Here is a 26,513-nt window from a genome sequence, read left to right on the forward strand (position 1 = left end):
GCCACCATGGGGTGGTGACCTCTCCCCTCCCCGGACCGGCCCCCGCCGACGCGCCGGCACCGCTGGCCGGGTACACGGTCGCCGTCACCGCCGCGCGGCGCCGGGAGGAGCTGGGCGCGCTGCTCGACCGCCGGGGCGCGCGCGTCGTCTACGCGCCCGCCATCCGCATCGTGCCGCTGGCCGACGACGCCGAGCTGGTGGCCGCCACCGAGGACGTGCTCTCGGCGCCGGTCGACCTCGTCGTCGCCACCACCGGCGTCGGGTTCCGCGGGTGGCTCGAGGCCGCCGACGCCTGGGACCTGCCGCTGGTCGAGCACCTGCGCACCGCCCGGGTGCTCGCCCGCGGCCCGAAGGCGCGCGGGGCGATCCGCGGTGGCGGGCTGGTCGACGCCTGGTCGCCGGCGTCGGAGTCCTCGGCGGAGGTGCTGGAGCACCTGCTCTCCGGTGCCGAGGGGCCGATGGCCGGACGCCGGGTCGCCGTCCAGCTGCACGGCGACCCGCTGCCGGACTTCGTCGAGGCGCTGCGTGCCACCGGCGCCGAGGTGCTGACGGTGCCGGTCTACCGCTGGGTGCTGCCCGAGGACGTCGCCCCGCTGCGCCGGCTCGTCGGCACCGTCGTGGCGCGCGGGGTCGACGCGGTCGCGTTCACCAGCGCGCCGGCCGCGGCCAGCCTGCTGTCGGTCGCGGAGGAGCTGGGCCTGCGCGAGGAGCTGGTGGCCGCGCTGCGCGACGGGGTGCTGCCGGTCGCCGTCGGCCCGGTCACCGCCGGCCCGCTGGAGGCCGCGGGCGTGACCACCGTGCAGCCCGAGCGCTCGCGGCTGGGTGCGCTCGCCCGCGAGGTGGTGGCCCGGCTGCCCGAGCGGGACCCGGTGCTGCGGGTCGGCCGCACGGACCTGCAGGTGCGCGGGCACGCGGCGGTCGTCGACGGCCGGCTGGTGGAGCTGGCGCCGGGGTCGATGGCGGTGCTGCGCGCACTGGCGGCCCGGCCGGGAGCCGTCGTCGCCACGGCCGACCTGGTGCGGGTGCTGCCCGGCGGCGGGGACGGGCAGGCCGTGGAGATGGCCGTGACCCGGCTGCGCGCCGCCCTCGGGCCGGGCCTGGTGGAGACCGTCGTCGAGCGCGGCTACCGCCTCGGGGGGTGACGTCGAGATCGCGCGATCTCGCACGGTCCGGCGGGCGCCGCCGTACGAGATCGCGCGATCTCGACGCCAGCGCGAGGGTCACACGCCGGCCGAGCGGGCGCCCGGGCGCAGGTACAGGGGTGGGTGCGGGCACCGCCGTACCGATCGGCCAGCGAGCCGCCGAGCCGGCGGACGAGGCTGCCCAGCAGCGGACCGAGCCAGGTCGGCGACGCCGCGGCCAGCGGGGTGGCGAAGTCCGCCGAGAACTGTGGACGCGCGGGCGCGGGGCGGCCATGGTCGAGCAGGGTCGCGGGCCGCCGTCTCCCCGCTGTCGCCGTCGGGCTGAACCCGTGTTCCGGTTCGCTCACCGGTCCTGCCCCGCTGTGGTGAGGCCCCCGCCGTCGGGCTCGGCGATGATCGACGCCGTGGAGCAGCTGGAGGAGACGCCGGGACGCGCGCTGGTCGAGTCCGGTGCGCTGGTGGCCGGGACGATGGCGCGCACGGCCGCCGGCCTGCTGTTCGACCCGGGCTCGTCGAGGGTGCGTCTCCACGACGGCCTGGCCGCGTGGCTGCGCCGCACCGCGACCGACGCCGACGTCGAGGCGCCGTCGCCGGTGTCCGCGCGCGCCCGGTGCCGCGCCGGTGCCGCGCTGGCCTTCGCGACCGAGCTGTCGGTCACCCGTGCCGCGCAGGGCCGGACGGTGCGCACCGACGGCTTCCTCACCCCGGGCCCGGGCGGCCGCGCGCCGGCCGACGAGATCGGCGAGGCGGTGGTCCTCGCCGCGCGCGGCACCGCCGAGGAGTGGCGGGTGCGGCACCTGGGCTACCTGCTCGCCGAGGCCGCCGTCGCCGCCGACCTCGACGCCGCCGTCGTCGCCCGCGGCCTGCGGCTGGCGGGCTCGCTGACCGGCCGGCAGCTGGTGCTGCTGGCGGCGGTCGGCCGGCGGGAGCGCATCCCGCTGCCGATCGCGCCGGTGCCGCAGGACCCGCGCGGGTGGACGACCTGGGCGGCGCTGGAGGACCTCGGCGAGCTGCAGCGCGGCGGCCTGCTCGACCCGCCGCCGCCCACCCCGCGGCCCGGCGGCTCGGCGCTGCCGCGGCTGCGCCCGGCCGACCTGCGGCTGACCCGCCGCGGGGTCCTGGTGCACCGCCTGCTGGCGCTGGAGTTCGTCCGCGACGAGGCGGTCACCGAGGCCCTGGCCGACCTGGCCTGACCGTCCGGGGCCCGGCCCGCCGCCGGGCCCCTCCCCCGGACGCGGTGTGTACCCGCACCGCCGTCACGGGGCGGACGTGGCGTCCGGCTCCGCCGGGTGCGTGGACTCGAGGTCGGCGAGGTGGGCGCGCAGCACCCGGTGCACGGCGTCCGGGTACGGCTCCGCCGCCGCCACCGCCCCGTGGACGAGGTGGAGGGCCGCGGCGGTCCCGGCACCCAGCACGGCCGGCGCCGGTGCCGTGGCGAGGACGTCGGAGGCCAGCAGCAGCTCCACGGCCAGGACGTCCTCGAGCAGCCCCACCGCCGCGTCCGCCTTGCGGACGCCGAGCGGCGCTCCCGTCGCGTGGTCCTCGGTGCCGAACTCGAGCGACGGGACGTCGAGGGTCGCCGGCGCAGCCAGCTGTTCGAGCTCGGCGGACACGGCGGCCGCGGGGTAGCGCAGCGCCAGGCCGTACGCGGCCGTGGGGGGCGGGCCGGTCATCTGCCGGAAGAACGCCTCCCACAGGTGGGACATGCGGCGCTCGCTGAGCTGCCCGACGTGCGCGAGGGCGATCCGGAGCGCGTCGGCCGCGAGGGCGAGCACCATCGGGTGGAAGTTGCCGTTGCTGAGCAGCATGCGGTCCTCGACCGACACCAGGGGGTTGTCGGCCGCGGCGCCCAGCTCGGCCTGCACCGCCGCCCGTGCGGCCGCGACGTACTCGCGCAGCGCTCCGTGCACCTGGGGGACGACCCGGAAGGACAGCGCGTCCTGCACCGACACCGGCCCGTCGGGTCCCAGCAGGGCACTCCCGGCCAGCAGGTCGCGGAGGTGGTCGGCGGCCGCCACCTGCCCGGGGACGCCCTTCGCCCGGCCCACCGCCGGGTGCAGGACCGACGGGTTGGCCCGCGTCGCCTCCATCGACAGCGCGGCGGCCACGTCGGCGGCCGCCGCGGCACGCGCCGCCCGCGCCACGACCAGCGCCGCCTGCCCGACCGACACCCCGTTGGCCGAGACCAGGGCCAGCCCGTCCTTGCCGGTGAGGACCAGGGGCGGGATCCCGGCCCGCCGCAGCGCCTCCCCGCCGGCGAGCACCTCCCCCCGGTGCTCGGCCCGGCCCAGCCCGACCGCGACCTGCGCGATCCACGCCATCTGCGCGACGTCGGCTGCGCCCACCGAGCCGGTCGCCGGCACCACCGGGTGGACGCCGGCGTTGAGCATCGCGGCCAGCGTGTCGGCGACCGCGGGCGAGGCGCCGGACCCGCCGCGGGCGATGCCGGCCAGCCGCACGGCGATCGCGGCCCGCACGACCGGCACGGGCAGCGGCGGCCCGATCCCGCCGGCGTGGGACAGGACGAGGAACTGCTGCTCGCGGTGGACCTCCTCCGCGGTCAGCCGGGTGTCCCTGAGGTGGCCGACCTGCGTGGTGAGGCCGTACACCGCGGTGCCGGCGGCGAGGACCTCGTCGACCACCGCCCGTGCGGCGGCGATGCGTTCGCGCGCCGCCGGCTCCAGCTCGACCCGGGCGCCGTCGACGACGGCGAGCAGGTCGTCGACCGACACGGGTGCGACACCGATCCGGACGGTCGTCATGGGCTGCCTCCCCGGCCGGTCGCAGCCTAGGGCGGCCGGCCCGCGGACCGGGCGGTCCGCGCGCTCCCGTCCGGCGACCGCGCCCGGGCGCTCAGGCCGACCGCTGGTAGGCCGCCGGCGTCGTCGCCAGCATCCGGCGGAAGTGCCGGGTCAGGTGCGCCTGGTCGTAGAAGCCGACCGCGGTCGCCACCTCGGCCGGTGGCCGCCCGTCGAGGAGCAGCCGCCGGGCGCGGTCGACCCGCCGTCCGGTCAGGTAGCGGTGCGGCGGCAGCCCGTGCCGCCGGGTGAAGGCGCGGACCAGGTGGGTGGGGTGGACGGCCCACGCGGCCGCTGTCGCCTCGAGGGAGACGCCCTCGGTCAGCCGGGCGTCGAGCAGGTCGCGCAGCCGGTCGGCGAGCGGGTCGTCCCGCACGGCGGGGACGCCGGCGACCGTCCGGTCGAGGTTCCGGCGGAGCCGCTCCAGCACGAACGCGAGCCGGCTCTCGGCCTCCAGCCCCTCCACGTGGGGCGCGAGAGCGGCGTGCAGCCGCGAGACCCGGTCCCGCAGCACGGGGTCGGCGACGTCCGGCCGGTCGACGGCGGGACCGATCCGCTGCTCCCCCACCGTCGACGGCTCCAGGTACAGCACCCGCTTGCGGAAGCCGCCGGGGAACTGCGACCGCCCGTCGTGCGGCACACCCGGGGGCAGCAGGGTGACCGCGGACGGCGAGGCGCCGTGGGCGTGCCGGTCGAGGTCGTAGCGGACGGCGCCGTCGTCGACGAGCAGCAGCGTCCAGGCGTCGTGGGTGTGCGGCGGGTAGACGTGGTCGGTGAACCGGGCGTGGAGCGCCTCGGTCAGGCCCGGGACCGGGGGCCGCCAGGCGACCACCTCGGCTGCCACGCCAGGAACGTACAAGAGCCGGCGGCCCGCCCGGCCCGACAGTGCGGTGCATGGAGACGCTCCCCGCCGAGGACACCACCGCCGCCGGCCCGCCGTGGACGACGAAGATCGCCGTCGTGCTCCGGGACGGCCTGCTGCCCTGGCAGGAGCTCAACGTGACCGCCTTCCTCGCGAGCGCGGTCGCGGCGGCCGTCCCGGAGCTCGTCGGCCGGCCCTACGAGGACGCCGACGGCACCCGGTACCTGGCGATGTTCCGGCAGCCGGTGCTGGTGCTCACCGGCTCCGCCGAGGTGCTGGCCCGGGCCCGGACGCGGGCGCTGGAGCGCGGACTGCCGACGTCGCTGTTCACCGCCGACCTGTTCGCCACCGGCGGCGACGCCGACAACCGGGCCGCCGTGCGGGCGGTGCGGGGCGCCGACCTCGCTCTGGTGGGGATCGCCGTGCACGGCCCGCGCACCGCCGTCGACAAGGTCACCAAGGGCGCGCGGATGCACCCCTGAGCGTGCACTTCCGCGGAAGTGCACACGGGGGTCAGACGTCGAGACGCTCATCGCACCGGCGCCTGCTGTAGCGGGACCAGCGGCAGGCACGGGGCGAACCGGCCCGGCGTGGCCGGCGCCCTCCCGTCCTGGCCCCACGGATCGGGGTGGGCGTCGCTCGAGCGCTGCAGCGCCGCGTCGAGACGGGCGCAGATGCCATCGGCGTCGTCGACCACGACCGACCGCCACCACGCCGACGTCCTTCTCGTACGCCTCGCCTCCGGGCACGACGAGGTCGATGCCGCGTTCCGGATCCCTCACCGGTGGGCACCGGTCGTGGTGCGGACGGCGAGAAGACGATGGAACCGGACGGTACCGGTACGGCAGGGACGGGAGGCGCACGTGGACGGCGACGACACGATCCCCATGCGGCGTCCCGACCCCGACTCACCGGAGGCGCGCGGAGGCGCGGCGCCCGTCGTCCCCGCGGGGCCCCCGCACACGGGACGGGCCGGTCTCGACCGCCGGCGCATCCTCGGCGCCGCCGTCGAGTACATCGACCGGCACGGCCTGGCGGCGCTGACGATGCGCCGGCTGGGCGCCCACCTGGGGGTGGAGGCCATGGCCCTCTACCGCTACGTCCCCGGCCGCGAGCAGCTGCTCGACGGCGTCGTCGAGACCGTGATCGACGAGCTGTACGGCGACCCCGACGTCCACCTGCGGGCCGCGCACGGCTGGCAGGACTTCCTGCAGCGGCTGGCGCACGGGGTCCGGCGGATCGCCCTGGCCCACCCCGAGGTCTTCCCGCTGGTGGCCACCCGGCCGCCGGCCGCGCCCTGGGTGCGCCCGCCGCTGCGCAGCCTCCGCTGGGTGGAGTCCTTCCTGCAGGCCATGATCGACAGTGGCTTCTCCGCCGAAGCCGCGGTCGGCGCCTACCGGGCGTACTCCAGCTTCCTGCTCGGCCACCTGCTGCTCGAGGTGTCCCAGAAGGGCGTGCAGATCAACGCGGAGGACACGCCGGACACGGCGCCGGACCCCGGCACCGACCTCTCGGAGTACCCGCTGGTGGTCGAGCTCGAGGAGCTGCTGTCCCGCGACGAGACGGCAGCCGAGTTCGAGGAGGCCCTGGAGAACCTCCTCGGCCGGCTGGAGACGGCACGGGCGGAGGGGCGCGTCCCCGGCGACGGCACATCCGACCGGGGGATCGGGTTTACGTCGTAAACCGCTGGGCATGCCAGACAGCGGCCCGCCACCCCCGGCACCCCGGCCGCGAGCGGCAGCGGGCCGTCCACGACATCCCCTCAGCGAGGAGCACACATGATCACGGACCAGCAGATCAGCAGCGTCATCGGCAGCACCGCTGTCGGCCCCGACGGCAAGCACGGCACCGTCGGTGAGGTCTACCTCGACGACGAGTCCGGCCGCCCCGAGTGGGCCACCGTCCGCACCGGGCTGTTCGGCACCAAGGAGGCCTTCGTGCCCCTGGCCGACGCCTCCGTGCAGGGCAGCGAGCTGCACGTGCCCTACGACAAGGCCAAGGTCAAGAACGCCCCGCACGTCGACGTCGCCGGCGGCCACCTGTCCCCCCAGGAGGAGCAGGAGCTCTACCGCTACTACGGCCTGGGCTCCGGCACCGGCACGCAGACGCAGGGCATGGCCCAGCAGGGCATGACGCAGACGACCACCACCGGGACGACGACCGGCACCGCCGGCATGGGCACCGGCCGGGCCGACCGCGACGGCGACGGCGTCTACGACGACGTCCAGGGCCGGACCGTGGGTCACGACACCTCCGGTCCGACGACGGACAACGCGATGACCCGCTCGGAGGAGCACCTGCAGGTCGGCACCCAGCAGGTCGAGGCCGGCCGGGCGCGGCTGCGCAAGTACGTGGTGACCGAGAACGTGACGCAGACCGTGCCGGTCTCGCACGAGGAGGTCCGGGTCGAGCGCGAGCCGATCACCGACGCCAACGTGGGCAATGCCTACGACGGCCCGGCGATCTCGGAGGAGGAGCACGAGGTCGTGCTGCACGCCGAGCGCCCCGTGGTCTCCAAGGAGGCCGTCCCGGTCGAGCGCGTGCGCCTGGACACCCAGACGGTGACCGAGCAGCAGCAGGTCTCCGAGCAGGTGCGCAAGGAGGAGATCGAGGTCGACACCGACGGCGTCACCGGCACCACGACCGGCACCACCGGTGGCAAGCGCAGCCTGGCCGACAAGGCCAAGGACGCACTCGACCGCGACAACGACGGCAAGATCGGCCGCTAGTCCCCCAGCGGCACCACGGCCCGGGCGACCGGGCGCACCACCTCGTCACGACGGGGCCGGCCCATCGAGGGCCGGCCCCGTCGCCGTGTCCGGGCCCTCGCCGTGTCCGGACCCTCGCCGTGTCCGGGCCCTCGCCGTGTCCGGACCCTGGCGGACCCGGCGTGGTGTCATGGCGGCATGACCGAGCCCGGGCCGACGGTCCACATCGGCGTCCCCGTCATCCGGCCCGCAGAGCCGCGCGACGTGCCCCGGGTCGCGGCCACCCTCACCGTCTCCTTCGCGGAGTCGCGCTGGGTGCGCTGGGCCCTGCCGGTCGACGGGCGCACGCAGCGGCTGACCCGGCTGGCCGAGCTCGACGCGCACCGCGGCGTCACCACCGGCACGACCTGGGTGAGCGAGGACGTCGACGCCGTCGCCTCGTGGGCGGCCCCCCACGGCGCGGCGGCCCCGGTGCCGGCCGACGTCCGCGCCGCCCTCGAGCGGGAGGTGCCGCGGCTGCACGCCGACCGCGCCGCCGACGTCGCCGCCACCGACGCCGAGCTCGCCGCGGCGCTGCCCGCCGGCCCGCACTGGCGGCTGCGGGCCCTGGCCACCCGGCCCCGCTCCCGCCGGCGTGGCCTCGGCGGCGCGGTGCTCGCGCCGGCGCTCGCCCGCTGCGATCGCGACGGCGTCCCGGCGGCACTGGTGGCGCCGGCGTGGGCGGTGGTGCGCTTCGCCCGCGGCCTCGGCTTCGAGGTGGTGCTGGCCACCCGCTCGGCCGACGGCCGGCTGCCGCTGTGGGTGACCGTGCGGCCGCCCGGCGTCCCGATGCCGGAGCTGTAGAGCGGTCAGTCCCAGCCACCGCGGCGGCGCTTGAGCTCGCCGCGGCGCTTCTTCTCGGCGATCCGCCGCTCCTGCGAGCCGCGGGTGGGCTTGGTGCGGCGCCGGGCCGGCGGCGGCGCGGCGAGGGCCGCGCGCAGGACCGCGGCCAGCCGCTCCCGCGCGGCCTGCCGGTTCCGGAGCTGCTGGCGGTGCTCGCTCGCCGCGACGGTGAGCACGCCGCCGTCGGTCAGCCGGCCTGCCAGGCGCTGCTGCAGCCGCGCCCGCTGGGCGTCGGTCAGCCCGGGCAGCTCGAGCGGCGCCACCGACAGCTCCACCCGGGAGTCGGCGGTGTTCACCCCCTGGCCGCCGGGACCCGAGGAGCGGGAGAACCGCCACGCCAGCGCCCCCGCGGGGACCACGAACGAGCCGGTGACGGGCAGGTCACCGGAGGCGTGGTCGTCGGTGGCGGGCACGCCGTCCAGTCTCCCGGACCCGGTCACGCGGGCACGGGCGGGACGACCGCAGCGAGCAGCCTGCGCACCACCGACTCCTCCCCCTCGACGCGCAGGTCCCCGGCGGCGAGCGCGTCGTCGAGGGCCCGGCGGCCGAACACCACGGGACGCAGCGCCGACGCCCGGCCCGCCAGGACGGCGTCGGGCCGGTCGGCCGCTCCCCGCACGGCGGCCAGCCGGCCGCCGTCGACGGTGAGGACGATCCGGTCGGGGCCGGCGCCGTCCTCCACCCGCAGCTCCACCCGCGCCGACCACCCGGCCAGCCGTGCGGGGTCGGCCGTGGTGCGCAGCGCGAGGACGAGGGCGTCGGTACCGAGCGCGCCGGCCGAGGTCTGCTCCGTCCGCGATCCCCACCGGCCCAGGGCGAGCAGGACGTCCTCGAGGTCGCGGCCGCGGGGGGTCAGGGCGTAGACGTGCCCGCCGACCGGTGGACCGGCGGCCGAGCGGGTCACCAGGCCGGCCGCCTCCAGGTCGCGCAGCCGCTGGCTCAGCACCGTCGGGCTGCTGCCGGGCAGGCCACGGGCGAGGTCGGTGTAGCGCTTGGGCCCCAGGAGCAGCTCCCGGACGACGAGCAGGGCCCACCGCTCCCCCACCACGTCGAGGGCGCGCGCGATGCCGCAGGGGTCGTCGTAGCTCCGCCGGTCCGGCACGGCGTCCACCGTACCCTTGCGCTACGTCTCCGGTAGCGACTACTACTACTTCTGTAGTGGTAGTCGACCGAGGAGGAGCGATGGGCAGCATCTCGATCGTGGAGAACGTCAGCCTGGACGGCGTCGCGCAGGCACCGGGCTCGCCGGACGAGGACACCCGCGGCGGGTTCGCGCACGGCGGCTGGTTCGGCCCGTACCCCGACGCCGTCCTCGGCGAGGTCATGGGGCGGGGCATGGCCGGGGAGGGCGCGATGCTCTTCGGCCGGCGGACCTTCGAGAGCATGCAGGCAGCCTGGGCCGGCACGACGGACAACCCGTTCGGCCCGGTGCTCGACGCGAAGCAGAAGTACGTCGTGTCCCGCGACGCCGGCTACGCGCCCACCTGGGCCAACTCGACACTGCTGGCCGGTGACGCGGCCGAGACCGTGGCCGCCCTGAAGGCCGCCACCGACCTCGACCTCACCGTCCTGGGCAGCCCCGACCTGCTGGCCACCCTGCTCCCGGCCGGCCTGGTCGACGACGCCTGGCTCGCCGTCGCACCGGTCGTCCTCGGCAGCGGCCGGACCCTCTTCCCCACCGGCGCGCACCTGCGCTGGGACCTCGTCGAGTCGGTGCCGACCACCACCGGTGTCGTGCTCAGCCACTACCGCCGGGCGCGCTGAGCCGGTCGGGTCGCGGTGACGGTCCGCGATCGGTCACCCACGGTGAGGACAGGCCTGCCAACGGCTCCTCCCGACACACCGGCCGACGTGGCAGGAGTTGCCCACGGGACGGTCACGGTTCGGCGGATCGTCGGCGCGGGATGCCTGGTGAGCCAGGTGCGGGCTGCGGATCCTGACGGGCCCCACCACCCAGGAGGTCCCTGATGTACAGCTCCGTCCTCGTCCCCTCGCTGCTGACGGCCGCGCTGCTGCTCACGGCCTGTGACGGCGACGACGTCACCCGCACCGCATCCGACACCGGTACCGGCTCCTCGGCGCCCTCGACGGCAGAGCCGACCACCCCGACGGCCGAGCCGACCGAGCCCGCCGAGGGGGCGGTCGAGCAGGCGTCCGGCGACGGGCCCCCGGCCGGGCGGACCCCCGAGCCGACGACACCGGGCGCGACGGCACCGGGCACGTCGCTACCGGGCACGGCGGCACCGGACACGGCGGCGCCGGAGCCGCCCGGCGAGCACGCGCCCCAGGACGTGCCGCCCGGCACCGGCCGGCCCGCCGGCTACCCCACCGAGGTCGTCTCGACCCACGGCGCACGGCTGTGGGGCGTCTACCTGGCCGCGGGCTCCCCGGGCGATGCCGGGGAGTCCCATGCGGTCGGCGAGGCGGAGTCCTTCCTGATCGGCCAGGGGTTCGCCGGGTCGGGCATCGGCTCGGTCTCCTGCGACCAGGGCGCCGCCGAGCAGCTGGGCGTCGCCCCGGACGACCACCGGGTCGCCGTCTACTTCGCCACCGTCGAGCAGGCGCAGCAGTTCGTCGACGTCTACGAGCGGGAACCCCTCGGGACGGCCCTGGTGACCACCTACTGCCTGGACTGACCCCCGCCCCGGCGGACGATGGTGCGGTGACCACCTCTCTGCCCGCGGCGCTCGCCGCCGGACCGGTCGTCGTCGACGGCGGGCTGTCGACCGAGCTCGAGGCGCGGGGGCACGACGTGTCCTCCTCGCTGTGGTCGGCGCGGCTGCTGCGCGACGACCCGGACGCCGTCGTCGCGGTCCACGCCGCCTTCGCCGCGGCCGGCGCGCAGGTGGCGACGACGGCGAGCTACCAGGCGACCGTCGAGGGGTTCGCCGCCGCCGGCCTCGACCGCGCCGGGGCACTGGCACTGGTCGCCCGCTCGGTGGAGCTCGCCCGCCGCAGCGCCCCGGGGTCGTGGGTCGCGGGCTCGGTCGGGCCCTACGGCGCCGCGCTGGCCGACGGGTCGGAGTACACCGGCGGCTACGTGGCCGAGGTCGGCGTCGACCGGCTGCGCGCGTTCCACCGGCCGCGGATGGCCGCGCTCGCCGAGGCCGGTGCCGACGTCCTGGCCTGCGAGACCCTCCCCGCCGCCGCCGAGGTCGAGGCGGTGCTGGCCGAGGCGACGTCGCTCGGCGTGCCGGTGTGGCTGTCGCTGACGACGGTCGTCGACGCCGACGGGGTCGCCCGGACCCGCCGCGGGGAACGCGCTGCCGACGTGTTCGCGATGGCCCGCGGCGTGCCCGAGGTGGTCGCCGTCGGGGTCAACTGCACCGACCCGGCCGCCGTCGGGCCGGCCCTGGACGCCGCCGCGGCGGCCGGGCTCCCCCTGCTGGCCTGCCCCAACAGCGGGGAGGTCTGGGACGCCGCGGCCAGGCGGTGGAGGGGCACCGGCGACGTCGACACCGCCGCCGTCCCCGGGTGGGTCCGGGCCGGTGCGCGGCTGGTCGGCGGCTGCTGCCGCGTCGGCCCGGCCGGCATCGCCGCGATCGCCCGCACGCTGCGCCACGATCAGGGTCCCTGATCGTGCGGCGTCCTCCCTCACGGTGGGACGTGAGGGAGGACGCCCGACGATCAGGTCACCTGATCATCGCGGGACTGCGCTCAGAGGATCGGGTTGCCCCCGGTGACGGCGACCCGCGCACCCGAGACGTAGGACGCCTCGTCACTGGCCAGCAGCACGTACACCGGTGCCAGCTCGGCGGGCTGCGCGGCGCGGCCGAGCGGGACCTCCGAGCCGAAGCTCGCGACCTTCTCCGCGTCCATCGTCGCGGGGATCAGCGGCGTCCACACCGGCCCGGGCGCGACGCTGTTGGCCCGGATCCCCTTGTCCCCGTACATCTGGGCGAGGCTCGCCGTGAAGTTGGCGATCCCGGCCTTGGTCATCGCGTACGGCGCCAGGTTGGGCCGCGGCATGTCGGAGTTGACCGACGACGAGTTGATGATCGACGCCCCCGGCTGCATGTGCGGGATGGCGTCCTTGCACAGGACGAACATGGCGGTGAGGTTGAGGGCCACCGTGTGGTCCCACTCCTCGTCGCTGATCTCGTCGAGCGTCTGGTGGGACATCTGGAACGCGGCGTTGTTGACCAGGACGTCGATGCCGCCGAGCTCCTCGACCGCCCTGGGGATGATCGTCTTGGCGTGCGCCCGGTCGGACAGGTCACCGGGCACGAGCACGCACCTGCGGCCGGCCTCCTCGACGTAGCGGGCCGTCTCCTGGGCGTCCTCGTGCTCGGACAGGTAGGAGATGAGGACGTCGGCGCCCTCGCGGGCGAAGGCGATCGCGACCGCACGGCCGATGCCGCTGTCGCCGCCGGTGATGACGGCGCGCTTGCCGGTCAGCTTCCCGGAGCCGCGGTAGGACTCCTCGCCGTGGTCGGGCTTGGGGTCCATCTCACCGAGCGTCCCGGGCGGGGACTGCTGCTGCTCGGGCTGGGACTCGGGGCGCGGTGACGACACGGGTTTCTCCTCGGTGCACGGTCGGGCGGCGCGCGGTGTCGGGGTGGTCTCCCCCGCACCGCGTCGCCGTCCCGCTACCCCGCACCCTGCCGCCGGGAACCGCCCGGCGGCCGTCCGGCGTCAGGCGGCGCGGGTCGTCCGGACCGGCGTCGGCGCCGGCATCTCCCAGCGCATCTCCATGTGCCGCCGGCCGTCGCGGCCGGTCACGGGCACCCAGTGGACCAACGGTCGTTCCTCGATGCGCATCTGCCCCGCCATCTCTCGTTCACTTCCTGTTCACCTTTCTACCCCTTCGGCGCCATGTACGCGCTCCTGGACGGGTCGTTGCCGTTTCGTGACCTCCGGGCGACCCGCCGGGCGGCCGGGGGCATCGGGCACGCTGGTGGCCACGATGACCGCCACCGCACCCCTCCCCCTGCTCGACGACCCCGGCGACCTCACCGCCTTGCGCGCCCGGGGCGACGACGCCGACGAGCTGTTCACCTCCTTCGCCGCCTGGGCCGAGGACGGCGGCACGCCGCTGTACGCGCACCAGGAGGAGGCGCTCATCGAGCTGGTCAGCGGCGCCAACGTCGTCCTGGCGACGCCGACCGGCTCGGGCAAGTCGCTGGTGGCCACCGGCGCCCAGTACGCCGCGCTGGCCGCGGGACGGCGCAGCTACTACACGGCCCCGATCAAGGCGCTGGTCAGCGAGAAGTTCTTCGCGCTGTGCGGGGTGTTCGGGGCGGCCAACGTCGGCATGCTCACCGGGGACGCGAGCGTCAACGCCGGCGCGCCGGTCATCGCCTGCACCGCGGAGATCCTGGCCAACGTGGCGCTGCGCGAGGGTGGGCCACCGGAGACGAGCACGGCCGACATCGGGCTCGTCGTCATGGACGAGTTCCACTTCTACGGCGACCCCGACCGCGGCTGGGCCTGGCAGGTGCCCCTGCTGGAGCTCCCGCGCGCCCAGTTCCTGCTGATGAGCGCGACCCTCGGCGACACCACCCGGCTGCGCGAGGACCTCACCCGCCGCACCGGCCGGCCCACCGCGCTGGTCGCCTCCGCCGAGCGCCCGGTGCCGCTGCACCACTGGTACGCGACCACCCCGGCGCACGAGACGATCCAGGAGCTGCTCGACACCCGGCAGGCGCCGGTCTACGTCGTCCACTTCACCCAGGCCGCGGCGCTGGAGCGGGCGCAGGCGCTGATGAGCGTCAACGTGTCGACGAAGGAGGAGAAGGCGGCGATCGCCGCGGCCATCGGCGGCTTCCGGTTCACGAGCGCGTTCGGGCAGACGCTGTCGCGGCTGGTGCGCCACGGCATCGGCGTCCACCACGCCGGGATGCTGCCGAAGTACCGGCGGCTGGTGGAGACCCTCGCCCAGGCCGGCCTGCTCAAGGTCATCTGCGGCACCGACACCCTCGGCGTCGGCATCAACGTGCCGATCCGCACCGTCCTGTTCTCCGCGCTGAGCAAGTACGACGGCACCCGCACGCGGCTGCTCAACGCCCGGGAGTTCCACCAGATCGCCGGGCGGGCCGGCCGCGCCGGCTACGACACCGCGGGCACCGTCGTCGTGCAGGCGCCCGAGCACGAGGTGGAGAACCTGCGGCAGTTCGCCAAGGTCGCCGACGACCCGAAGAAGCGCCGCAAGCTGGTCCGCAAGAAGGTCCCCGACGGGATGGTGCCGTGGTCCAAGGCGACCATGGAGCGCCTCGTCGACGCCGAGCCCGAGCCGCTGAGCAGCTCCTTCCGCGTGACGACGGCGATGCTGCTCGACGTCGTCGACCGGCCCGGCGACCCGGTCGCCGCGATGCGCCGGCTGCTCACCGACAACCACGAGCCCCGCAAGCGGCAGCTGCGGCACATCCGCGAGGCCATCGGCATCGCCCGCTCGCTGCTGCAGGCCGGCGTGCTCGAGCGGCTGCCCGAGCCCGAGCCCGACGGCCGCCGCCACCGGCTGACGGTCGACCTGCCGCCGGACTTCGCGCTCAACTCCCCGCTGTCGACGTTCGCGCTGGCCGCCGTCGAGCTCCTCGACCCCGACTCCGACACCCACGCCCTCGACGTCGTCAGCGTGCTGGAGGCCACCCTCGACGACCCCCGGCAGGTGCTGGCCGCGCAGGCCAACAAGGCGCGCGGCGAGGCGGTCGCGCAGATGAAGGCCGAGGGCATCGAGTACGAGGAGCGCATCGAGCTCCTCGAGGACGTCACGTACCCGAAGCCGCTGGAGGAGCTCCTCGAGCACGCCTTCGAGGTCTACGTCCGCAGCAACCCGTGGGCCCGCGACGCGCACCCCTCCCCGAAGGCCGTCGTCCGCGAGATGTGGGAGCGGGCGATGACGTTCAAGGAGTTCGTCTCCACCTACGGCCTGACCCGGTCGGAGGGCGCGGTGCTGCGCTACCTGTCCGACGCGGTCAAGGCGCTGCGGTCCGGCGTCCCGGCCGCGGCGCGGACGGAGGAGGTCACCGACCTCGTCGAGTGGCTCGGCGAGCTCGTGCGGCAGGTGGACTCGAGCCTGCTCGACGAGTGGGAGCAGCTCACCAGCCCGGACTCACCGCTCGACGCGCCGGTCGCCGTCCCGGCGCGGGCCCGGCCGCTGACCGGCAACGAGCGGGCCTTCACCGCGATGGTCCGCAACGCCCTGTTCTCCCGCGTGCAGCTGTGGGGCCGGCGGCGCTGGTACGACCTCGGCGAGCTCGACGCCGGCTCCGGCTGGGACGCCGAGCGGTGGGGCGAGGTGGTGCGCGCCTACTTCGCCGAGCACGCCGAGGTGCGCACCGGCGCCGACGCCCGCGGGGCGGCCCTGCTGGTCTGGGACCGCGGCACGCCCGGGGTGTGGCGGGTGCGGCAGATCGTCGACGACCCGGCCGGGGACCACGACTGGGGCATCGACGCCGAGGTGGACCTCGCGGCCTCCGACGAGGCCGGCGAGCTCGTGCTGCGGGTCGTGGGCGCCGGCCGCCGGGACGACGCGTGGACCTGAGGCACGCCACGACCGCGCGGCTGCGGCTCGACGCCGTCGTCCCCGCCGACCTCGACGAGCACCACGCGCTGCTGTCCGACCCCGGCGCGTGGGAGCACCTGCCCTCCGGCCGGCACACCTCGCGCGAGCGGACGGCTGCCGGGATCGGCGCACCGGTGCGCCACTGGACGGCCGACGGGCTGGGCTCCTGGTCGGCGCGGCTGCGCGGGGACGTCGGGGACCTGCCCGCCGGGCGGTTCGTCGGCACCGGCGGCTGTGCCCGCCGCCAGGGCACGCGGTGGTGGAACCTCTCCTACCGGTTCACCCCGCCGGCGTGGGGCCACGGGCTGGCCGGCGAGCTCGTGACCGCCGCCCTCGACGCCGCCCGCGCCGTCGCCCCGGAGCGGCCGGCGGTCGCCTGCCTGCTGGAGCACGACACCGCCTCGCGCCGGCGGGCCGAGCGGGCGGGACCGACCCTCGTCCGGCGCGGCCCGGACGCCGGCAACCCCGACCCGGCCGCCGTCCGGCTGGTGCCGGCCGGCCGGCCGCTCGACGACGACCTGCTCGCCGCGGTCACCGCGCTCGCGTGAGGCGACGGCCGGCGGTGGCGGCGTGACCCCGGTGGAGGTGCTCGCGGTCGCGGTGGCCGGGCTGGCCGCGGGAGCGATCAACGCCGTCGTCGGCTCGGGGACGCTGGTGACCTTCCCGGTGCTGCTCGCCACCGGCCTGCCGCCGGTGACGGCGAGCGTGTCCAACAGCCTGGGCCTGGTCCCGGGCAGCCTCGGCGGCGCGGTGGGCTACCGGCGGGAGCTCACCGGGCAGCGCGGCCTGCTGCTGCGGCTGCTGCCGGCGTCGGCGCTCGGGGCGGTGACCGGCGCCTTCCTGCTGCTGCACCTGCCCGCCGCGGCGTTCGAGGCGGTCGTGCCGGTGCTGGTCGGCCTGGCCGTGGTGCTGGTCGCGGTCCAGCCGCTGCTGACCCGTCGGCTGGCCGGCCCCCGGACCGGCCCGCACGGGACCCCGCGGGGGTGGCGGCTGGCCGGGCTGGTGGCCGCCGCGTACGGCACCGGCAGCTACGGCGGCTACTTCGCCGCCAGCCAGGGCGTGCTCCAGGTGGGCCTGTTCGGCCTGCTGCTCACCGAGCCGCTGCAGCGCCTCAACGCGCTGAAGAACGTGCTGTCCTCGGCGGTCAACGCCGTCGCGGCCCTGGTCTACGTGCTCGTCGCTCCCGACCGGGTCGCCTGGACGGCGGCGGCGCTGGTCGCCGCCGGCTCGCTCGCCGGCGGGCTGCTCGGCGCGCGGTACGGCCGGCGGCTGTCGTCCGCGGTGCTGCGGGCGGCGATCGTCGTGCTGGGGGTCGTCGCCGTCGTGGTGCTGGTGGCCCGGTGAGCGTGCTCGAGTGGTCCCTGCTGGTGGTAGCCGGCCTGGGCGCGGGACTCACGGGGAGCATCGCCGGGCTCGCCTCGCTGGTGAGCTACCCCGCACTCCTGGCGACCGGGCTGCCGCCGGTGACGGCGAACGTCACCAACACCGTCGCGCTCGTGCTCACCAGCGTGGGGTCGGTGAGCGCCTCCCGGCCGGAGCTGACCGGTCAGGGCCGCCGGCTGCTGCCGATGGTGGCCGCCGGGGTGCTCGGCGGCTCGGCGGGCGCGGGGCTGCTGCTGATCACCCCCGCCGAGGCGTTCGAGCGACTGGTGCCGGTGCTCATCGGCGGGGCGGCGCTGGCGATCCTGCTGCAGCGCCCCCCGCGCGAGCTCGCCGCCGAGGGCCGCCGCACCCGGCGCGGCCGGGACCCGTGGTGGCTGGTCGCCGGCACGGCACTGGTGGCCGTCTACGGCGGCTACTTCGGCGCCGCGGCCGGGGTGCTGCTGCTGGCGCTGTTCCTGCTCGGCACCGGCGAGGGCCTGCCGCGCAGCAACGCCCTGAAGAACGTCGTCCTGGGCGCGGCCAACGCGGTGGCCGCCGTCGGCTTCGTGGTGCTCGCTCCCGTGGCGTGGAGTGCCGCGCTGCCGCTGGCCCTGGGCTGCCTGGCCGGCGGCCGGCTCGGGCCGCGGGTGGTCCGGCGGGTCCCGCAGGTGCTGCTGCGCCGCCTGATCGCGCTGGCCGGCCTGGCCCTCGCGGTGGTCCTGGCGGTGGACGCCTACGGCTGAGCGACCCCGGTGTGGTGCGCGCGGGACCAGGGGACGAAGGTGTCCCTGCAGCGGAGGACGAGAGGACGGCAGAGGGTGGACACGAACGACGCGGCAGGACGGTTCCTCGATGCGTTGCAGGACCCGGCGTCCGACGGCGAGGGAGGTCCGGAGATGGCGCCCTCGCGGCTGGCGCGGGCCTTCGCCCAGGCGGTCGGCGTGGACGGCGCCGCGCTGAGCATCCACGAGGGTGCGGGCCTGCGGACCCCGATCGGGGCCAGCGACCGCACCACCTCGCACGCCGAGCAGCTGCAGTTCACGGCCGGCGACGGGCCGTGCCTCCGCGCCCACGACACCGGCCGGGCGATCGTCTTCGACCTCGAGGACATCGCCCGCAACTGGCCCGAGCTGCACTCGGCCCTGCTCGGTGAGACGCCCTACCGGGCCGTCTTCTCGTTGCCGCTGGCCCCGCCGCTGGGGCCGACGGTCATCGTCGACCTGTACGCCCGCGAACTCGACACCCTCAGCTCCGTGCCGCGGGACGACGTCGAGGCGGCGCTGCTCGTGCTGACCGAGGAGCTGGTGCGCTCCTCGGCCTCCGAGCCGGTCGACGAGGGCGCCCGCTGGTGGGACTCCCCCGACGCCCGCCGCCGCAGCCGGGTCTGGCAGGCCACCGGCGTGGCCACCGTGGCGCTGGGCCTCGACGTCGTCGACACGCTCACCGTGCTGCGCGCGCACGCCTTCGCCACCGGCCGGGTGGTCGACGACGTGGCCGACGACATCGTCGAGGGGCGGCTGGACCCCGCCAGCCTGCGCGACCCCGACCCCCGGTCCTCCTCCGGGCCGGACACCGATCCCGGCGCGGAGTCGTCGGGCTGACGTCCGCGCCGGCCCGGCCGGCGTGCCGGTCAGGTCAGGGGCCGCGCGTCCGCCACGTCGTACTCGGCCACCGAGGCCGAGAGGATCGCCGCGCTCTGCTCACCGCTGGGACCGCTGCCGCGGAACGCCTCGACGGCCGACCGCGTCTCCCAGCGCTCCAGGACGACGATGCGGCCGGGGTCCACCAGGTCGGCGGCGAGGGCGAAGTCCAGGCAGCCCGGTGCCCGGCGGGCCTGCTCCACGACGGCCACGCAGCCGGCGAGGTAGGCCTCGCGCAGTCCGGGGTCGACGACGACGTGTCCCGCGACGACGACCATGCGCTGCTCCTCCGTGGTGGTCCGGACGTCCGTGCAGGGCAGACCCCTCGCCGCGAGCGCAGTCATCGGTCGTCGCCGCCACGGTGCCGACCGTCACCACCGGGCGCCGTGCTCAGCGGCCCGTGTAGGCGGCGAGGAAGAGCACGAAGGCCGCCGTGCCGAGCAGCAGCCGCGCGGGGGTGAGCCCGTTGACCAGGCCGGCGGTCGCCTCCACCCAGGCCGGGCGGACGGCGGCCTCGCGCGTGCCACGGCGGACCAGCCGCACCTCGTCGGCCAGCAGCACCCCCGCCGCGCCGAGCAGGGTGAGCCCGACGACGAGCAGCACCAGGGACAGGCTCTCGGCGAAGGACTCGGCGCGGCCGACCAGCAGCAGGGCCGCCGCCAGGCCCGCCAGCAGGCCGAGCGTGGCGCCCGCCACGGGCGCCCACGGCCCCATCCGGGTCATCGGGCCGGTGCGCCGCCGCGGGGCCTGGGGCGCGGCGGGAGGAGCCGGCGGGCGGCCCGGCAGCGGGCCGGTGGCGAGGTGGCCGGCCGGTGACGCCCCCTCCGGCCGGGCCGCGGGCGCGGCGGCGGGAGCGTCCCCGGCGGCGGTCGCCCCGGCCGCACCCGGCGTGCCCAGCGGGGCGGTGGCGGGCGCAGCGGTCGGCGGGAGGGTCGACGGGACGGCGGACTGCGGGGGGGCGGCGGGATCGGTCATCGGTGATCACGCTAGGCGGGGCCACCGACGGCCCCGGACAGGTGGCCGGGCGTGCCGGGTCACCGCCGCGGGCACCGAGCGCGGGACCCGGCGCGCGGCCACCGCCCGTGCCATCGGCATGACCGCCCGTCGTCAGAGCAGGCGGCGGCTGTCCTCGGCGACCACGCGCAGCCAGCGGTACCCGTAGCCGTCGAGGGTGAGCTCGACCGCGCCGTCGTCGCCGAGCGGCGTCGTCCCGGTCTCCAGCAGGTCCTCCAGCCGGTGGGACGCGCCGCAGCCGTCGAGCCTGAGCGGCACGGTGCGCGGCTCGGGGCCGAGGTTGTGCACGGCGAGCATCGTGGCGTCGTCCCACTCGCAGACGTGCGCGAGCACCGCGGCGTGCGGCTGCTCGAGCACCCGGAACGACCCCCAGCCGAGCTCCGGGGACTCGCGGTAGCGGCGGACGAGGAGCTTGACGAAGGACAGCAGCGAGTCGGGGTCGCGGCGCTGGTCGGCGACGTTGACGAACTCCGGGGCGAACCCGCCGCTGACCACCGGCCCGGGCAGCCGGTCGGGGTCGGCGGTGGAGAAGCCGCCGTTGGGCCCGGAGGTCCACTGCATCGGCGTGCGGACGGCGAGCCGGCCCTCGGCGGAGAGGTCCTCGCCCATGCCGATCTCCTCGCCGTAGAACAGGACCGGCGTGCCGGGCAGCGAGAACAGCAGGCTGTAGACCATGCGGACCCGGCGCGGGTCGCCGTCGAGCATGGGTGGCAGGCGGCGGCGCAGGCCGCGGCCGTAGACCTGCATGCGCTCCTCGGGGCCGAAGGCGGCGAAGACCTCCTTGCGCTCGTCCTCGGTGAGCTTGTCGAGGGTGAGCTCGTCGTGGTTGCGGACGAAGGTCGCCCACTGGCTGTCCGGGTCGACGTAGGGCCGCTCGGTGAGCGCGGTGACGAGCGGGCCGGCGTCGGCGCGGGCCAGCGACAGGTACATCGCCTGCATCCCGATGAAGTCGAAGAGCATGGTCAGCTCGTCGCCGTCGTCGCCGCCGAAGAAGTCGCGCTGCTGGTCGTGCGGCAGGTTCACCTCGCCGAGCAGGATGCCGCTGCCGGTGCGGCGGCCGAGGAAGGACCGCAGCGCCCGCAGGTACTCGTGCGGGTCGGGGAGGGCGGCGTCGGTGCCCTGCGTCTCGAGGAAGAACGGGACGGCGTCGACGCGGAAGCCCGACAGGCCCAGCTGCAGCCAGAACCCCATGATCTTGGCGACCTCGTCGCGCACGCGCGGGTTCGTGACGTCGAGGTCGGGCTGCTCCTTGTAGAAGCGGTGCAGGTACCACTCCCCCGTCGGCTCGTTGAACGTCCAGGTGGAGCTCTCCTGGTCGGGGAAGACGACCTGGTCGGAGGTGTCCGGCGGCTCGTCGTCGCGCCAGACGTAGAAGTCGTGGAACGGGTCGTCCTTGCTGCGCCGGCCCTGCTGGAACCACGGGTGCTCGACCGAGGTGTGGTTGACGACGAGGTCGGCGATCACCCGCATGCCCCGGTCGTTGGCGGTGCGGATCGCCTCGACCAGGTCGCCCAGCGAGCCCAGCCGCGGGTCGACGCCGTAGAAGTCGGTGATGTCGTAGCCGTCGTCGCGCTCGGCGGTCGGGTAGAAGGGCATCAGCCACAGGCACGTGACGCCGAGGTCGGCCAGGTGCTCGATGCGCTGGGACAGGCCCTCGAGGTCACCGCACCCGTCGCCGTTCCAGTCGAGGTAGGTCTCGACGTCGAGGCAGTAGACGACCGCAGTCTTCCACCAGACGTCGGCCGTGTCGGTGATCTTCACGGTGGGGTCCCCTCGGCTCGGGATGGGCGGGACGTCGAGTGGGCAGTTGCTGCCTCCGACACGCGCGGACACGCTGGCGGGGACGGCGTCAGGTGCCCACTCGGCACGCGGACGGTGGTCACGGCGGGGTCGGTCGACCCTCGGGCAGCACGCTGGGCTGCACCGGCTCGGTCTCCTGCCGCGGCCGGCGCGGCCCGTCCGGCCCGTCGAGGGCGACGGCGGGCTCGGGCCGCGTGACCCCGAGCTGGGGCAGCACGTGCTCACCGAACGCGTCGAGGAACGGCTTCTGCTCCTTGCCCACGTGGTGCAGGTAGATCTCGTCGAAGCCGAGCTCGGCGTACTCGGCGAGCCAGGCGGCGTGCTGCCCGAGGTCGGAGCTCACCAGCACCGCACCCTCGACCGCCTCCTGCGGCGTGTAGGCGCTGGCCAGCTCGAACGCCTCGGGCCCGTCGAGGTCCCAGCACAGCGGCGGCGGGAAGGTGTTGGTGTACCACTGCTCGTAGGCGACCTGCTTCGCCCGCTCGGGGTCGGGGTCCCAGCACAGGTGCACCTGCAGCACGAGCCGGCCCTGCCCGCCGGCGTCCCGGTAGGCGCCCACCAGCTCGCGCAGCGTCTCGTGCGGCTGGTTGATCGTGATGAAGCCGTCGGCCCAGTCGGCGTGCCGCCGCGCCGTCGGCACGCTCATCACCGGCCCGATCAGCGCCGGCTGCTGCTCCGGCAGCGACCAGATCTTGGCCCGCTCGACGTCGACGAGCCCGCGGTGGGTGACCTCCTCACCGGCCAGCAGGGCGCGGATGACGTCGACGCACTCCCGCAGCCGGGCGTCCCGGACGCGCTTGGGTGGCCACGGCGTGCCGGTGATGCGCTCGTTCATCACCTGCCCGCTGCCCAGCGCCATCCAGAAGCGCCCGGGGAACATCGCCGCCAGGGTCGCGGCGCCCTGGGCGATGACCGCCGGGTGGTAGCGCTGTCCGGGGGCGTTGACCACCCCGCAGGGCAGGCCGGTGGTGGCCAGCGCGGCCCCGAGCCACGACCAGGCGAACCCCGAGTGCCCCTGGTTGGAGTTCCAGGGCGCGAAGTGGTCGGAGCACATGGCCGCGGTGAAGCCGACCTCCTCCGCGTGCTGGACGGCGGTCAGCAGCTCGGCGGGGTGCACCTGCTCGTGGGAGTTGTGGAAGCCGATCACGGTCACCGGTCGTGCCTACCGCAGCGGCAGCCGGGGCGCCGGGCGGACCGGCAGGTGCCGCAACCGCCTCAGCCGAGCAGCGCGGCCACCCGGGCGGGGTCGGTGGCGACGTCGAGGTGCGCCCCACGACCGTCCCCGGCGACCGGCCAGCCGCGCGCGCGTGCGGCCGCGGCGTCGGCGTCGTAGGCCGCCGACAGGTGCACGTACCGGGGTTCGGCGGTCAGCGGCGGTACCGCGACGCCGGCCGACCACAGGTCCGCGGGCAGGCGGTGCCCCTCGGCGAGGACGGCGGCCCGCACGTCCGGGTCCGGCAGCAGCTCCGCCATCGCGTCGGGGCCCCACCACGTCGTCCAGTCGGCCACCCGGCCGTCGTCGCCGGTCAGGGGCGCCACCCGCGCCCGGACGTCGGCCGGCCACCGCGCCGTCCCCTCCTCCGGCGGCAGGACGGCGTCGAGCCACACCACCCGGCGGGCACCGCACGCCGCGGCGACGGCGGGCAGCACGATGCCGGCCCCGGAGAAGCCGACGACGACGTCGGCCGGGCCCACCGCCGCCGCCCACCGCCGGTCCCAGCCGGCCGCGGACGGGCCGGTGCCCGTGGGGTCCTGGACCTCCCCGCGCAGGTCGGGCACCGCCACGCGCGCCCCGCCGGCGCGCAGCCCGGCGGCCAGCGGGCCGAGCACGGCGGGTCCGAGCAGCGGCGGGTGCACCAGGAGCCAGGTCACGGCCTCAGGATGCCGCGCGCAGCGCCACGATCCACCAGTCGACGGCCGGCACGGCCGGCTCGGAGGGCGGCCAGCCGTTGAGGACGCCGAGCAGCTGCCAGTACCGCTCCACGCGGGCGTCGGTGAAGGTGGCCAGCCGGTCCGCCAGCGCGGCGCGACGGCCGGGCGTGGTCTCCCGGCCGTCGTCGAGCAGCTCGGCCACCAGCGCCTCCGCGGCCGCGCTGCCGGGCACGACGCCGTCGGCCAGTGCCTGCCTGCCGAGGGCCTGCATCCGCCCGGCGTCCAGCCCCGGGTCGGGGTCCTCCGGCGTGGCACCGGCGCCGGCCACCGCCATCTCGCGCACGCGGACGGCGAAGCCGTCGTCGGCCACCAGGCGGGCCAGCTCCAGCCAGGCGGCGACCTGCTCGGGCGAGGGGTCCTCGGGCAGCTCCGCGGGCAGCGCCCGCATCGGGGCGGCCAACCCGGCGCCGGGGGCGTCGTCGGGCAGGCCGGCGAAGGCGCGGTCGACGAACTCGTCGATCACCTGCTGCCGTTCGCGGGCGGACAGGGCGGCCAGATCGGACACGATGCTCATCTCCTCGGTGGTGGTGCCGGCGCGGCAGACGGCCTGCAGCAGGGTCCGGCGCAGGCGCAGCAGGCGGATCTCGGCGTCGATCGCCCGCACGTGCTCGGCGGCCACGTCGGCGACCGTGCGGCGGGCGGCGAGCAGCTCCCGGACGGCGGGCAGCCCGAGCCCCAGGCCGCGCAGCGTGCGGACCAGGTCCAGCCGGGCCACGGCGGGCGCGTCGTAGAGCCGGTAGCCGCCGGCGGAGCGGGCGGGCGGGTCGACCAGCCCCTCGTCGGTCCAGAACCGCACGGTGCGGACGGGGACGCCGAGCCGCGCGGCCACCTCGCCGATCGTGAGCCTGACCTGCGCGGCGTCCTCCACGACCGGCACCCTGCACCCTCCAGTCGCTGGAGGGTCGAGACGGAGAGACCGGCACCACTCCGCTCCTGCGCTGCGATCACCCCCGCGCCCCCGGAGGATCGAGGGGTGACACGCACCCCCAGCACCGACCGGTGGGGCATCGACGCCACCTGGCTCGACGCCCTCGACGAGGAACACGAGGTCGCCCAGGCCACGATCGACCGCCTGCGGGAGGTGATCGGCGAGCCGCCGGAGGACCTCGAGGACCGCGCGCCCATCGTGGCCCGGCCCGGCGACGTCCTCGAGGTCGACGAGGCGGAGGTGACCCTCGAGGACGGCTCCACCCGGCACGTCGACGGCGAGCTGCCCGAGGACTTCCCGCTCGGCTACCACTGGCTGCAGGCGCCCGGCGGCCCGCGCCGCCGGCTCGTCGTCTCACCCGGCCGCTGCTGGCTGCCCGCGGACCGGGCCTGGGGCTGGGCGGTGCAGCTCTACGCCACCCGCAGCCGGGCCAGCTGGGGCATCGGCGACCTCGCCGACCTGCGGGCCGTCCGCGAGCTGGCCGCCGGCCAGGGCGCCGGGTTCGTGCTCGTCAACCCGCTGCACGCCGTCGCACCCACCCCGCAGCAGGAGGCCAGCCCCTACCTGCCGGCGACCCGGCGCTTCCGCAACCCGGTCTACCTGCGCGTCGAGGAGGTCCCCGGCGCCGACCGCGTCGACGTCGGCTCCGGGACCGACCTGTCCGACGGCGACCTGATCGACCGCGACGCGGTCTGGGCGCGCAAGCGCGAGGCGCTGCGCCGGGTGTTCGACGCCACCGGCCGCGACGAGCCCGCCTTCCCCGACTGGTGGTGGCACCAGGGGCAGAAGCTGCAGGACTGGGCCACCTGGTGCGCCTTGGCCGACGTGCACGGGCCCGACTGGCACACCTGGCCCGACGAGCTGCGCGACCCGCGCGGCGAGGCGGTGGGCCGCTTCGTCGCCGAGCACGAGCGCGACGTCGCCTTCCACGCGTGGCTGCAGTGGTGCCTGTCGCTCCAGCTGGAGCGCGCGACCGAGGGCATGACCGTCATCCAGGACCTGCCGATCGGCGTGGCCGGCGGCGGCGCCGACGCCTGGACCTGGCAGGGGGTGCTCGCGCAGGGCCCCACCGTGGGCGCACCGCCGGACGAGTTCAACTCCTCCGGCCAGGACTGGGGCTCCCCGCCGCTGGTCCCCTGGCGGCTGCGGGCGGCCGACTACGAGCCGTTCGTCGAGTCGATCCGGGCCACGATGGCCGGCGCCGGCGGGCTGCGCATCGACCACGTCATGGGCCTGTTCCGGCTGTGGTGGGTGCCCGCCGGCGGCGGCGCGGTCGACGGGGCCTACGTCCGCTACCCGGCCGAGGACCTGCTCGACATCGTCGCGCTGGAGAGCCACCGCGCGCAGGCCGTCGTCGTCGGCGAGGACCTCGGCACCGTCGAGGAGGGCGTCCGCGAGGCGCTGGCCGAGCACGGCATCCTGAGTTACCGGCTGCTGTGGTTCGAGGACGACGACCCCGCCGAGTGGCCGGAGGCGGCCATGGCCGCCGTCACCACGCACGACCTGCCCACCGTGGCGGGGCTGTGGACGGGCGCCGACCTCGAGGAGCAGCGCCAGTACGGCACCGGGACCGACGAGGAGCTCGAGCGCGGACGGGAGACGCTGCTCGGGCGTCTGCCCGGGCTGAAGAAGAAGGCGAAGCCGGACAAGGCCGTGAAGCGGGCCCACGAGCTGCTGGCGCAGGCGCCGTCGCTGCTGCTGTCGGCCACCCTCGACGACGCGCTCGCCGTCGAGCGGCGGCCCAACGTGCCCGGCACCACCGACAGGCCCAACTGGTCGCTGCCGCTGCCGGTGCCGGTGGAGGAGTTGGCCGGGCACGAGCTGCTCGGGAAGGTCGCGCGCGTCCTCGCCGACGGCGTGGCCGCGACCACCGGCCCCGAGGAGGACGCGATCGGCGAGCAGGCCGGCGGGGAGGCCCGCACCGGTTCCTGAGACGCGTCC

The 26,513-nt window shown here is 76.4% G+C and carries 27 protein-coding genes; 15 read left to right on the plus strand and 12 right to left on the minus strand.

Annotation, left to right across the window (positions count from 1 at the left end):
* Positions 1 to 14 precede the first annotated feature (14 nt).
* Positions 15 to 1,142 carry a uroporphyrinogen-III synthase gene (locus BM165_RS20170; protein WP_075015503.1) on the plus strand — a complete coding sequence of 376 codons (1,128 nt, stop codon included), beginning with the start codon at positions 15 to 17 and terminating at the stop codon, positions 1,140 to 1,142.
* A 365-nt stretch (positions 1,143 to 1,507) separates the two neighbouring features.
* Positions 1,508 to 2,335, plus strand: coding sequence for a hypothetical protein (locus BM165_RS20180; RefSeq protein ID WP_244274358.1), 828 nt, complete (start codon positions 1,508 to 1,510; stop codon positions 2,333 to 2,335).
* A gap of 63 nt (positions 2,336 to 2,398) precedes the next feature.
* Here the strand turns inward: BM165_RS20180 and BM165_RS20185 are convergent, their stop codons facing one another.
* Together BM165_RS20185 and BM165_RS20190 are read right to left on the minus strand one after the other, a co-directional pair.
* Positions 2,399 to 3,904: an aromatic amino acid ammonia-lyase gene (locus tag BM165_RS20185; RefSeq protein WP_075015344.1), complete on the minus strand. Its 1,506-nt coding sequence runs from the start codon at positions 3,902 to 3,904 to the stop codon at positions 2,399 to 2,401.
* Between the two features lie 91 nt (positions 3,905 to 3,995).
* The gene (locus BM165_RS20190; protein WP_075015345.1) at positions 3,996 to 4,784 is read right to left on the minus strand and encodes an AraC family transcriptional regulator; all 789 of its coding nucleotides are present in this window, start codon (positions 4,782 to 4,784) and stop codon (positions 3,996 to 3,998) included.
* A gap of 50 nt (positions 4,785 to 4,834) precedes the next feature.
* On the opposite strand from BM165_RS20190, the gene BM165_RS20195 reads away from it, so the two are divergent.
* From BM165_RS20195 to BM165_RS20210, 4 genes are all read left to right on the plus strand, one after another.
* A complete protein-coding gene (locus tag BM165_RS20195; protein ID WP_075015504.1) occupies positions 4,835 to 5,284 on the plus strand; it encodes a DUF2000 domain-containing protein in 450 nt (149 codons plus the stop codon).
* Positions 5,285 to 5,665: 381 nt separating this feature from the next.
* Complete coding sequence (locus BM165_RS20200) at positions 5,666 to 6,484, plus strand: TetR/AcrR family transcriptional regulator C-terminal domain-containing protein (protein WP_244274359.1); 819 nt, start codon at positions 5,666 to 5,668, stop codon at positions 6,482 to 6,484.
* Positions 6,485 to 6,580: 96 nt separating this feature from the next.
* Positions 6,581 to 7,531: a PRC and DUF2382 domain-containing protein gene (locus BM165_RS20205; RefSeq protein WP_075015346.1), complete on the plus strand. Its 951-nt coding sequence runs from the start codon at positions 6,581 to 6,583 to the stop codon at positions 7,529 to 7,531.
* Between the two features lie 177 nt (positions 7,532 to 7,708).
* Positions 7,709 to 8,353: a GNAT family protein gene (locus BM165_RS20210; protein WP_075015347.1), complete on the plus strand. Its 645-nt coding sequence runs from the start codon at positions 7,709 to 7,711 to the stop codon at positions 8,351 to 8,353.
* 5 nt (positions 8,354 to 8,358) lie between these two features.
* Here BM165_RS20210 and arfB read toward each other — a convergent pair whose 3' ends face one another.
* Both arfB and BM165_RS20220 read right to left on the minus strand, forming a co-directional pair.
* Entirely contained in the window at positions 8,359 to 8,805 is a 447-nt protein-coding gene (gene arfB / locus BM165_RS20215; protein ID WP_075015348.1) for an alternative ribosome rescue aminoacyl-tRNA hydrolase ArfB, read from the minus strand.
* A 23-nt stretch (positions 8,806 to 8,828) separates the two neighbouring features.
* Positions 8,829 to 9,494: a winged helix-turn-helix transcriptional regulator gene (locus BM165_RS20220; RefSeq protein ID WP_075015505.1), complete on the minus strand. Its 666-nt coding sequence runs from the start codon at positions 9,492 to 9,494 to the stop codon at positions 8,829 to 8,831.
* Between the two features lie 80 nt (positions 9,495 to 9,574).
* Here BM165_RS20220 and BM165_RS20225 point away from each other — a divergent pair, with 80 nt between their 5' ends.
* From BM165_RS20225 to mmuM, 3 genes are all read left to right on the plus strand, one after another.
* The gene (locus BM165_RS20225) at positions 9,575 to 10,156 is read left to right on the plus strand and encodes a dihydrofolate reductase family protein (RefSeq protein WP_075015349.1); all 582 of its coding nucleotides are present in this window, start codon (positions 9,575 to 9,577) and stop codon (positions 10,154 to 10,156) included.
* A 203-nt stretch (positions 10,157 to 10,359) separates the two neighbouring features.
* Positions 10,360 to 11,028: a hypothetical protein gene (locus BM165_RS24435; protein WP_075015350.1), complete on the plus strand. Its 669-nt coding sequence runs from the start codon at positions 10,360 to 10,362 to the stop codon at positions 11,026 to 11,028.
* 26 nt (positions 11,029 to 11,054) lie between these two features.
* On the plus strand, positions 11,055 to 11,969 hold the full coding sequence (gene mmuM / locus BM165_RS20235; RefSeq protein WP_075015351.1) for a homocysteine S-methyltransferase: 915 nt from the start codon (positions 11,055 to 11,057) through the stop codon (positions 11,967 to 11,969).
* Between the two features lie 80 nt (positions 11,970 to 12,049).
* Here mmuM and BM165_RS20240 read toward each other — a convergent pair whose 3' ends face one another.
* Together BM165_RS20240 and BM165_RS24965 are read right to left on the minus strand one after the other, a co-directional pair.
* On the minus strand, positions 12,050 to 12,907 hold the full coding sequence (locus tag BM165_RS20240) for an SDR family oxidoreductase (protein WP_143108253.1): 858 nt from the start codon (positions 12,905 to 12,907) through the stop codon (positions 12,050 to 12,052).
* Between the two features lie 120 nt (positions 12,908 to 13,027).
* The gene (locus BM165_RS24965) at positions 13,028 to 13,165 is read right to left on the minus strand and encodes a hypothetical protein (protein ID WP_177225263.1); all 138 of its coding nucleotides are present in this window, start codon (positions 13,163 to 13,165) and stop codon (positions 13,028 to 13,030) included.
* Between the two features lie 133 nt (positions 13,166 to 13,298).
* Between BM165_RS24965 and BM165_RS20245 the strand changes: the two genes are divergently transcribed.
* From BM165_RS20245 to BM165_RS20265, 5 genes are all read left to right on the plus strand, one after another.
* Positions 13,299 to 15,875, plus strand: a complete 2,577-nt coding sequence (locus BM165_RS20245; RefSeq protein WP_075015507.1) for a DEAD/DEAH box helicase — start codon at positions 13,299 to 13,301, stop codon at positions 15,873 to 15,875.
* Positions 15,866 to 16,444, plus strand: a complete 579-nt coding sequence (locus tag BM165_RS20250) for a GNAT family N-acetyltransferase (protein WP_075015352.1) — start codon at positions 15,866 to 15,868, stop codon at positions 16,442 to 16,444. The genes BM165_RS20245 and BM165_RS20250 overlap by 10 nt, the downstream gene beginning before the upstream one ends.
* 22 nt (positions 16,445 to 16,466) lie before the next feature.
* Positions 16,467 to 17,240: a sulfite exporter TauE/SafE family protein gene (locus BM165_RS20255; RefSeq protein ID WP_075015353.1), complete on the plus strand. Its 774-nt coding sequence runs from the start codon at positions 16,467 to 16,469 to the stop codon at positions 17,238 to 17,240.
* Positions 17,237 to 18,001 (plus strand): sulfite exporter TauE/SafE family protein, encoded by a 765-nt coding sequence (locus BM165_RS20260; RefSeq protein ID WP_075015354.1) that lies wholly within the window; start codon positions 17,237 to 17,239, stop codon positions 17,999 to 18,001. Before BM165_RS20255 ends, BM165_RS20260 begins: the two co-directional genes overlap by 4 nt.
* Before the next feature lie 75 nt (positions 18,002 to 18,076).
* Positions 18,077 to 18,859, plus strand: a complete 783-nt coding sequence (locus BM165_RS20265) for a hypothetical protein (protein WP_075015355.1) — start codon at positions 18,077 to 18,079, stop codon at positions 18,857 to 18,859.
* Positions 18,860 to 18,888: 29 nt separating this feature from the next.
* Here BM165_RS20265 and BM165_RS20270 read toward each other — a convergent pair whose 3' ends face one another.
* The 6 genes from BM165_RS20270 to BM165_RS20295 all read right to left on the minus strand — a co-directional run bounded on the left by BM165_RS20270 (position 18,889) and on the right by BM165_RS20295 (position 24,521).
* Complete coding sequence (locus BM165_RS20270) at positions 18,889 to 19,176, minus strand: putative quinol monooxygenase (RefSeq protein ID WP_075015356.1); 288 nt, start codon at positions 19,174 to 19,176, stop codon at positions 18,889 to 18,891.
* Between the two features lie 112 nt (positions 19,177 to 19,288).
* A complete protein-coding gene (locus tag BM165_RS20275; RefSeq protein ID WP_075015357.1) occupies positions 19,289 to 19,873 on the minus strand; it encodes a hypothetical protein in 585 nt (194 codons plus the stop codon).
* A 132-nt stretch (positions 19,874 to 20,005) separates the two neighbouring features.
* Positions 20,006 to 21,673 (minus strand): alpha-amylase family protein, encoded by a 1,668-nt coding sequence (locus BM165_RS20280; RefSeq protein ID WP_075015358.1) that lies wholly within the window; start codon positions 21,671 to 21,673, stop codon positions 20,006 to 20,008.
* A gap of 118 nt (positions 21,674 to 21,791) precedes the next feature.
* Positions 21,792 to 22,865, minus strand: a complete 1,074-nt coding sequence (locus tag BM165_RS20285) for a TIGR03885 family FMN-dependent LLM class oxidoreductase (RefSeq protein ID WP_075015359.1) — start codon at positions 22,863 to 22,865, stop codon at positions 21,792 to 21,794.
* A gap of 62 nt (positions 22,866 to 22,927) precedes the next feature.
* Positions 22,928 to 23,584: a hypothetical protein gene (locus BM165_RS20290; protein WP_075015360.1), complete on the minus strand. Its 657-nt coding sequence runs from the start codon at positions 23,582 to 23,584 to the stop codon at positions 22,928 to 22,930.
* 4 nt (positions 23,585 to 23,588) lie between these two features.
* Positions 23,589 to 24,521 carry a MerR family transcriptional regulator gene (locus tag BM165_RS20295; RefSeq protein WP_208976822.1) on the minus strand — a complete coding sequence of 311 codons (933 nt, stop codon included), beginning with the start codon at positions 24,519 to 24,521 and terminating at the stop codon, positions 23,589 to 23,591.
* A 96-nt stretch (positions 24,522 to 24,617) separates the two neighbouring features.
* On the opposite strand from BM165_RS20295, the gene malQ reads away from it, so the two are divergent.
* The gene (gene malQ, locus BM165_RS20300) at positions 24,618 to 26,504 is read left to right on the plus strand and encodes a 4-alpha-glucanotransferase (protein WP_075015361.1); all 1,887 of its coding nucleotides are present in this window, start codon (positions 24,618 to 24,620) and stop codon (positions 26,502 to 26,504) included.
* The last annotated feature ends 9 nt before the right edge of the window (positions 26,505 to 26,513 follow it).

This window comes from Geodermatophilus obscurus, assembly GCF_900115395.1.
GTDB classification, from domain to species: Bacteria; Actinomycetota; Actinomycetes; order Mycobacteriales; family Geodermatophilaceae; genus Geodermatophilus; species Geodermatophilus obscurus_B.

Coding starts and splice junctions, on each gene's coding strand:
- BM165_RS20185 (WP_075015344.1), bottom strand. CDS start 3,904: ATGACGACCGTCCGGATCGGTGTCGCACCCGTGTCGGTCGACGACCTG.
- BM165_RS20195 (WP_075015504.1), top strand. CDS start 4,835: ATGGAGACGCTCCCCGCCGAGGACACCACCGCCGCCGGCCCGCCGTGG.
- BM165_RS20205 (WP_075015346.1), top strand. CDS start 6,581: ATGATCACGGACCAGCAGATCAGCAGCGTCATCGGCAGCACCGCTGTC.
- BM165_RS20210 (WP_075015347.1), top strand. CDS start 7,709: ATGACCGAGCCCGGGCCGACGGTCCACATCGGCGTCCCCGTCATCCGG.
- BM165_RS20225 (WP_075015349.1), top strand. CDS start 9,575: ATGGGCAGCATCTCGATCGTGGAGAACGTCAGCCTGGACGGCGTCGCG.
- BM165_RS24435 (WP_075015350.1), top strand. CDS start 10,360: ATGTACAGCTCCGTCCTCGTCCCCTCGCTGCTGACGGCCGCGCTGCTG.
- BM165_RS24965 (WP_177225263.1), bottom strand. CDS start 13,165: ATGGCGGGGCAGATGCGCATCGAGGAACGACCGTTGGTCCACTGGGTG.
- BM165_RS20245 (WP_075015507.1), top strand. CDS start 13,299: ATGACCGCCACCGCACCCCTCCCCCTGCTCGACGACCCCGGCGACCTC.
- BM165_RS20270 (WP_075015356.1), bottom strand. CDS start 19,176: ATGGTCGTCGTCGCGGGACACGTCGTCGTCGACCCCGGACTGCGCGAG.
- BM165_RS20275 (WP_075015357.1), bottom strand. CDS start 19,873: ATGACCGATCCCGCCGCCCCCCCGCAGTCCGCCGTCCCGTCGACCCTC.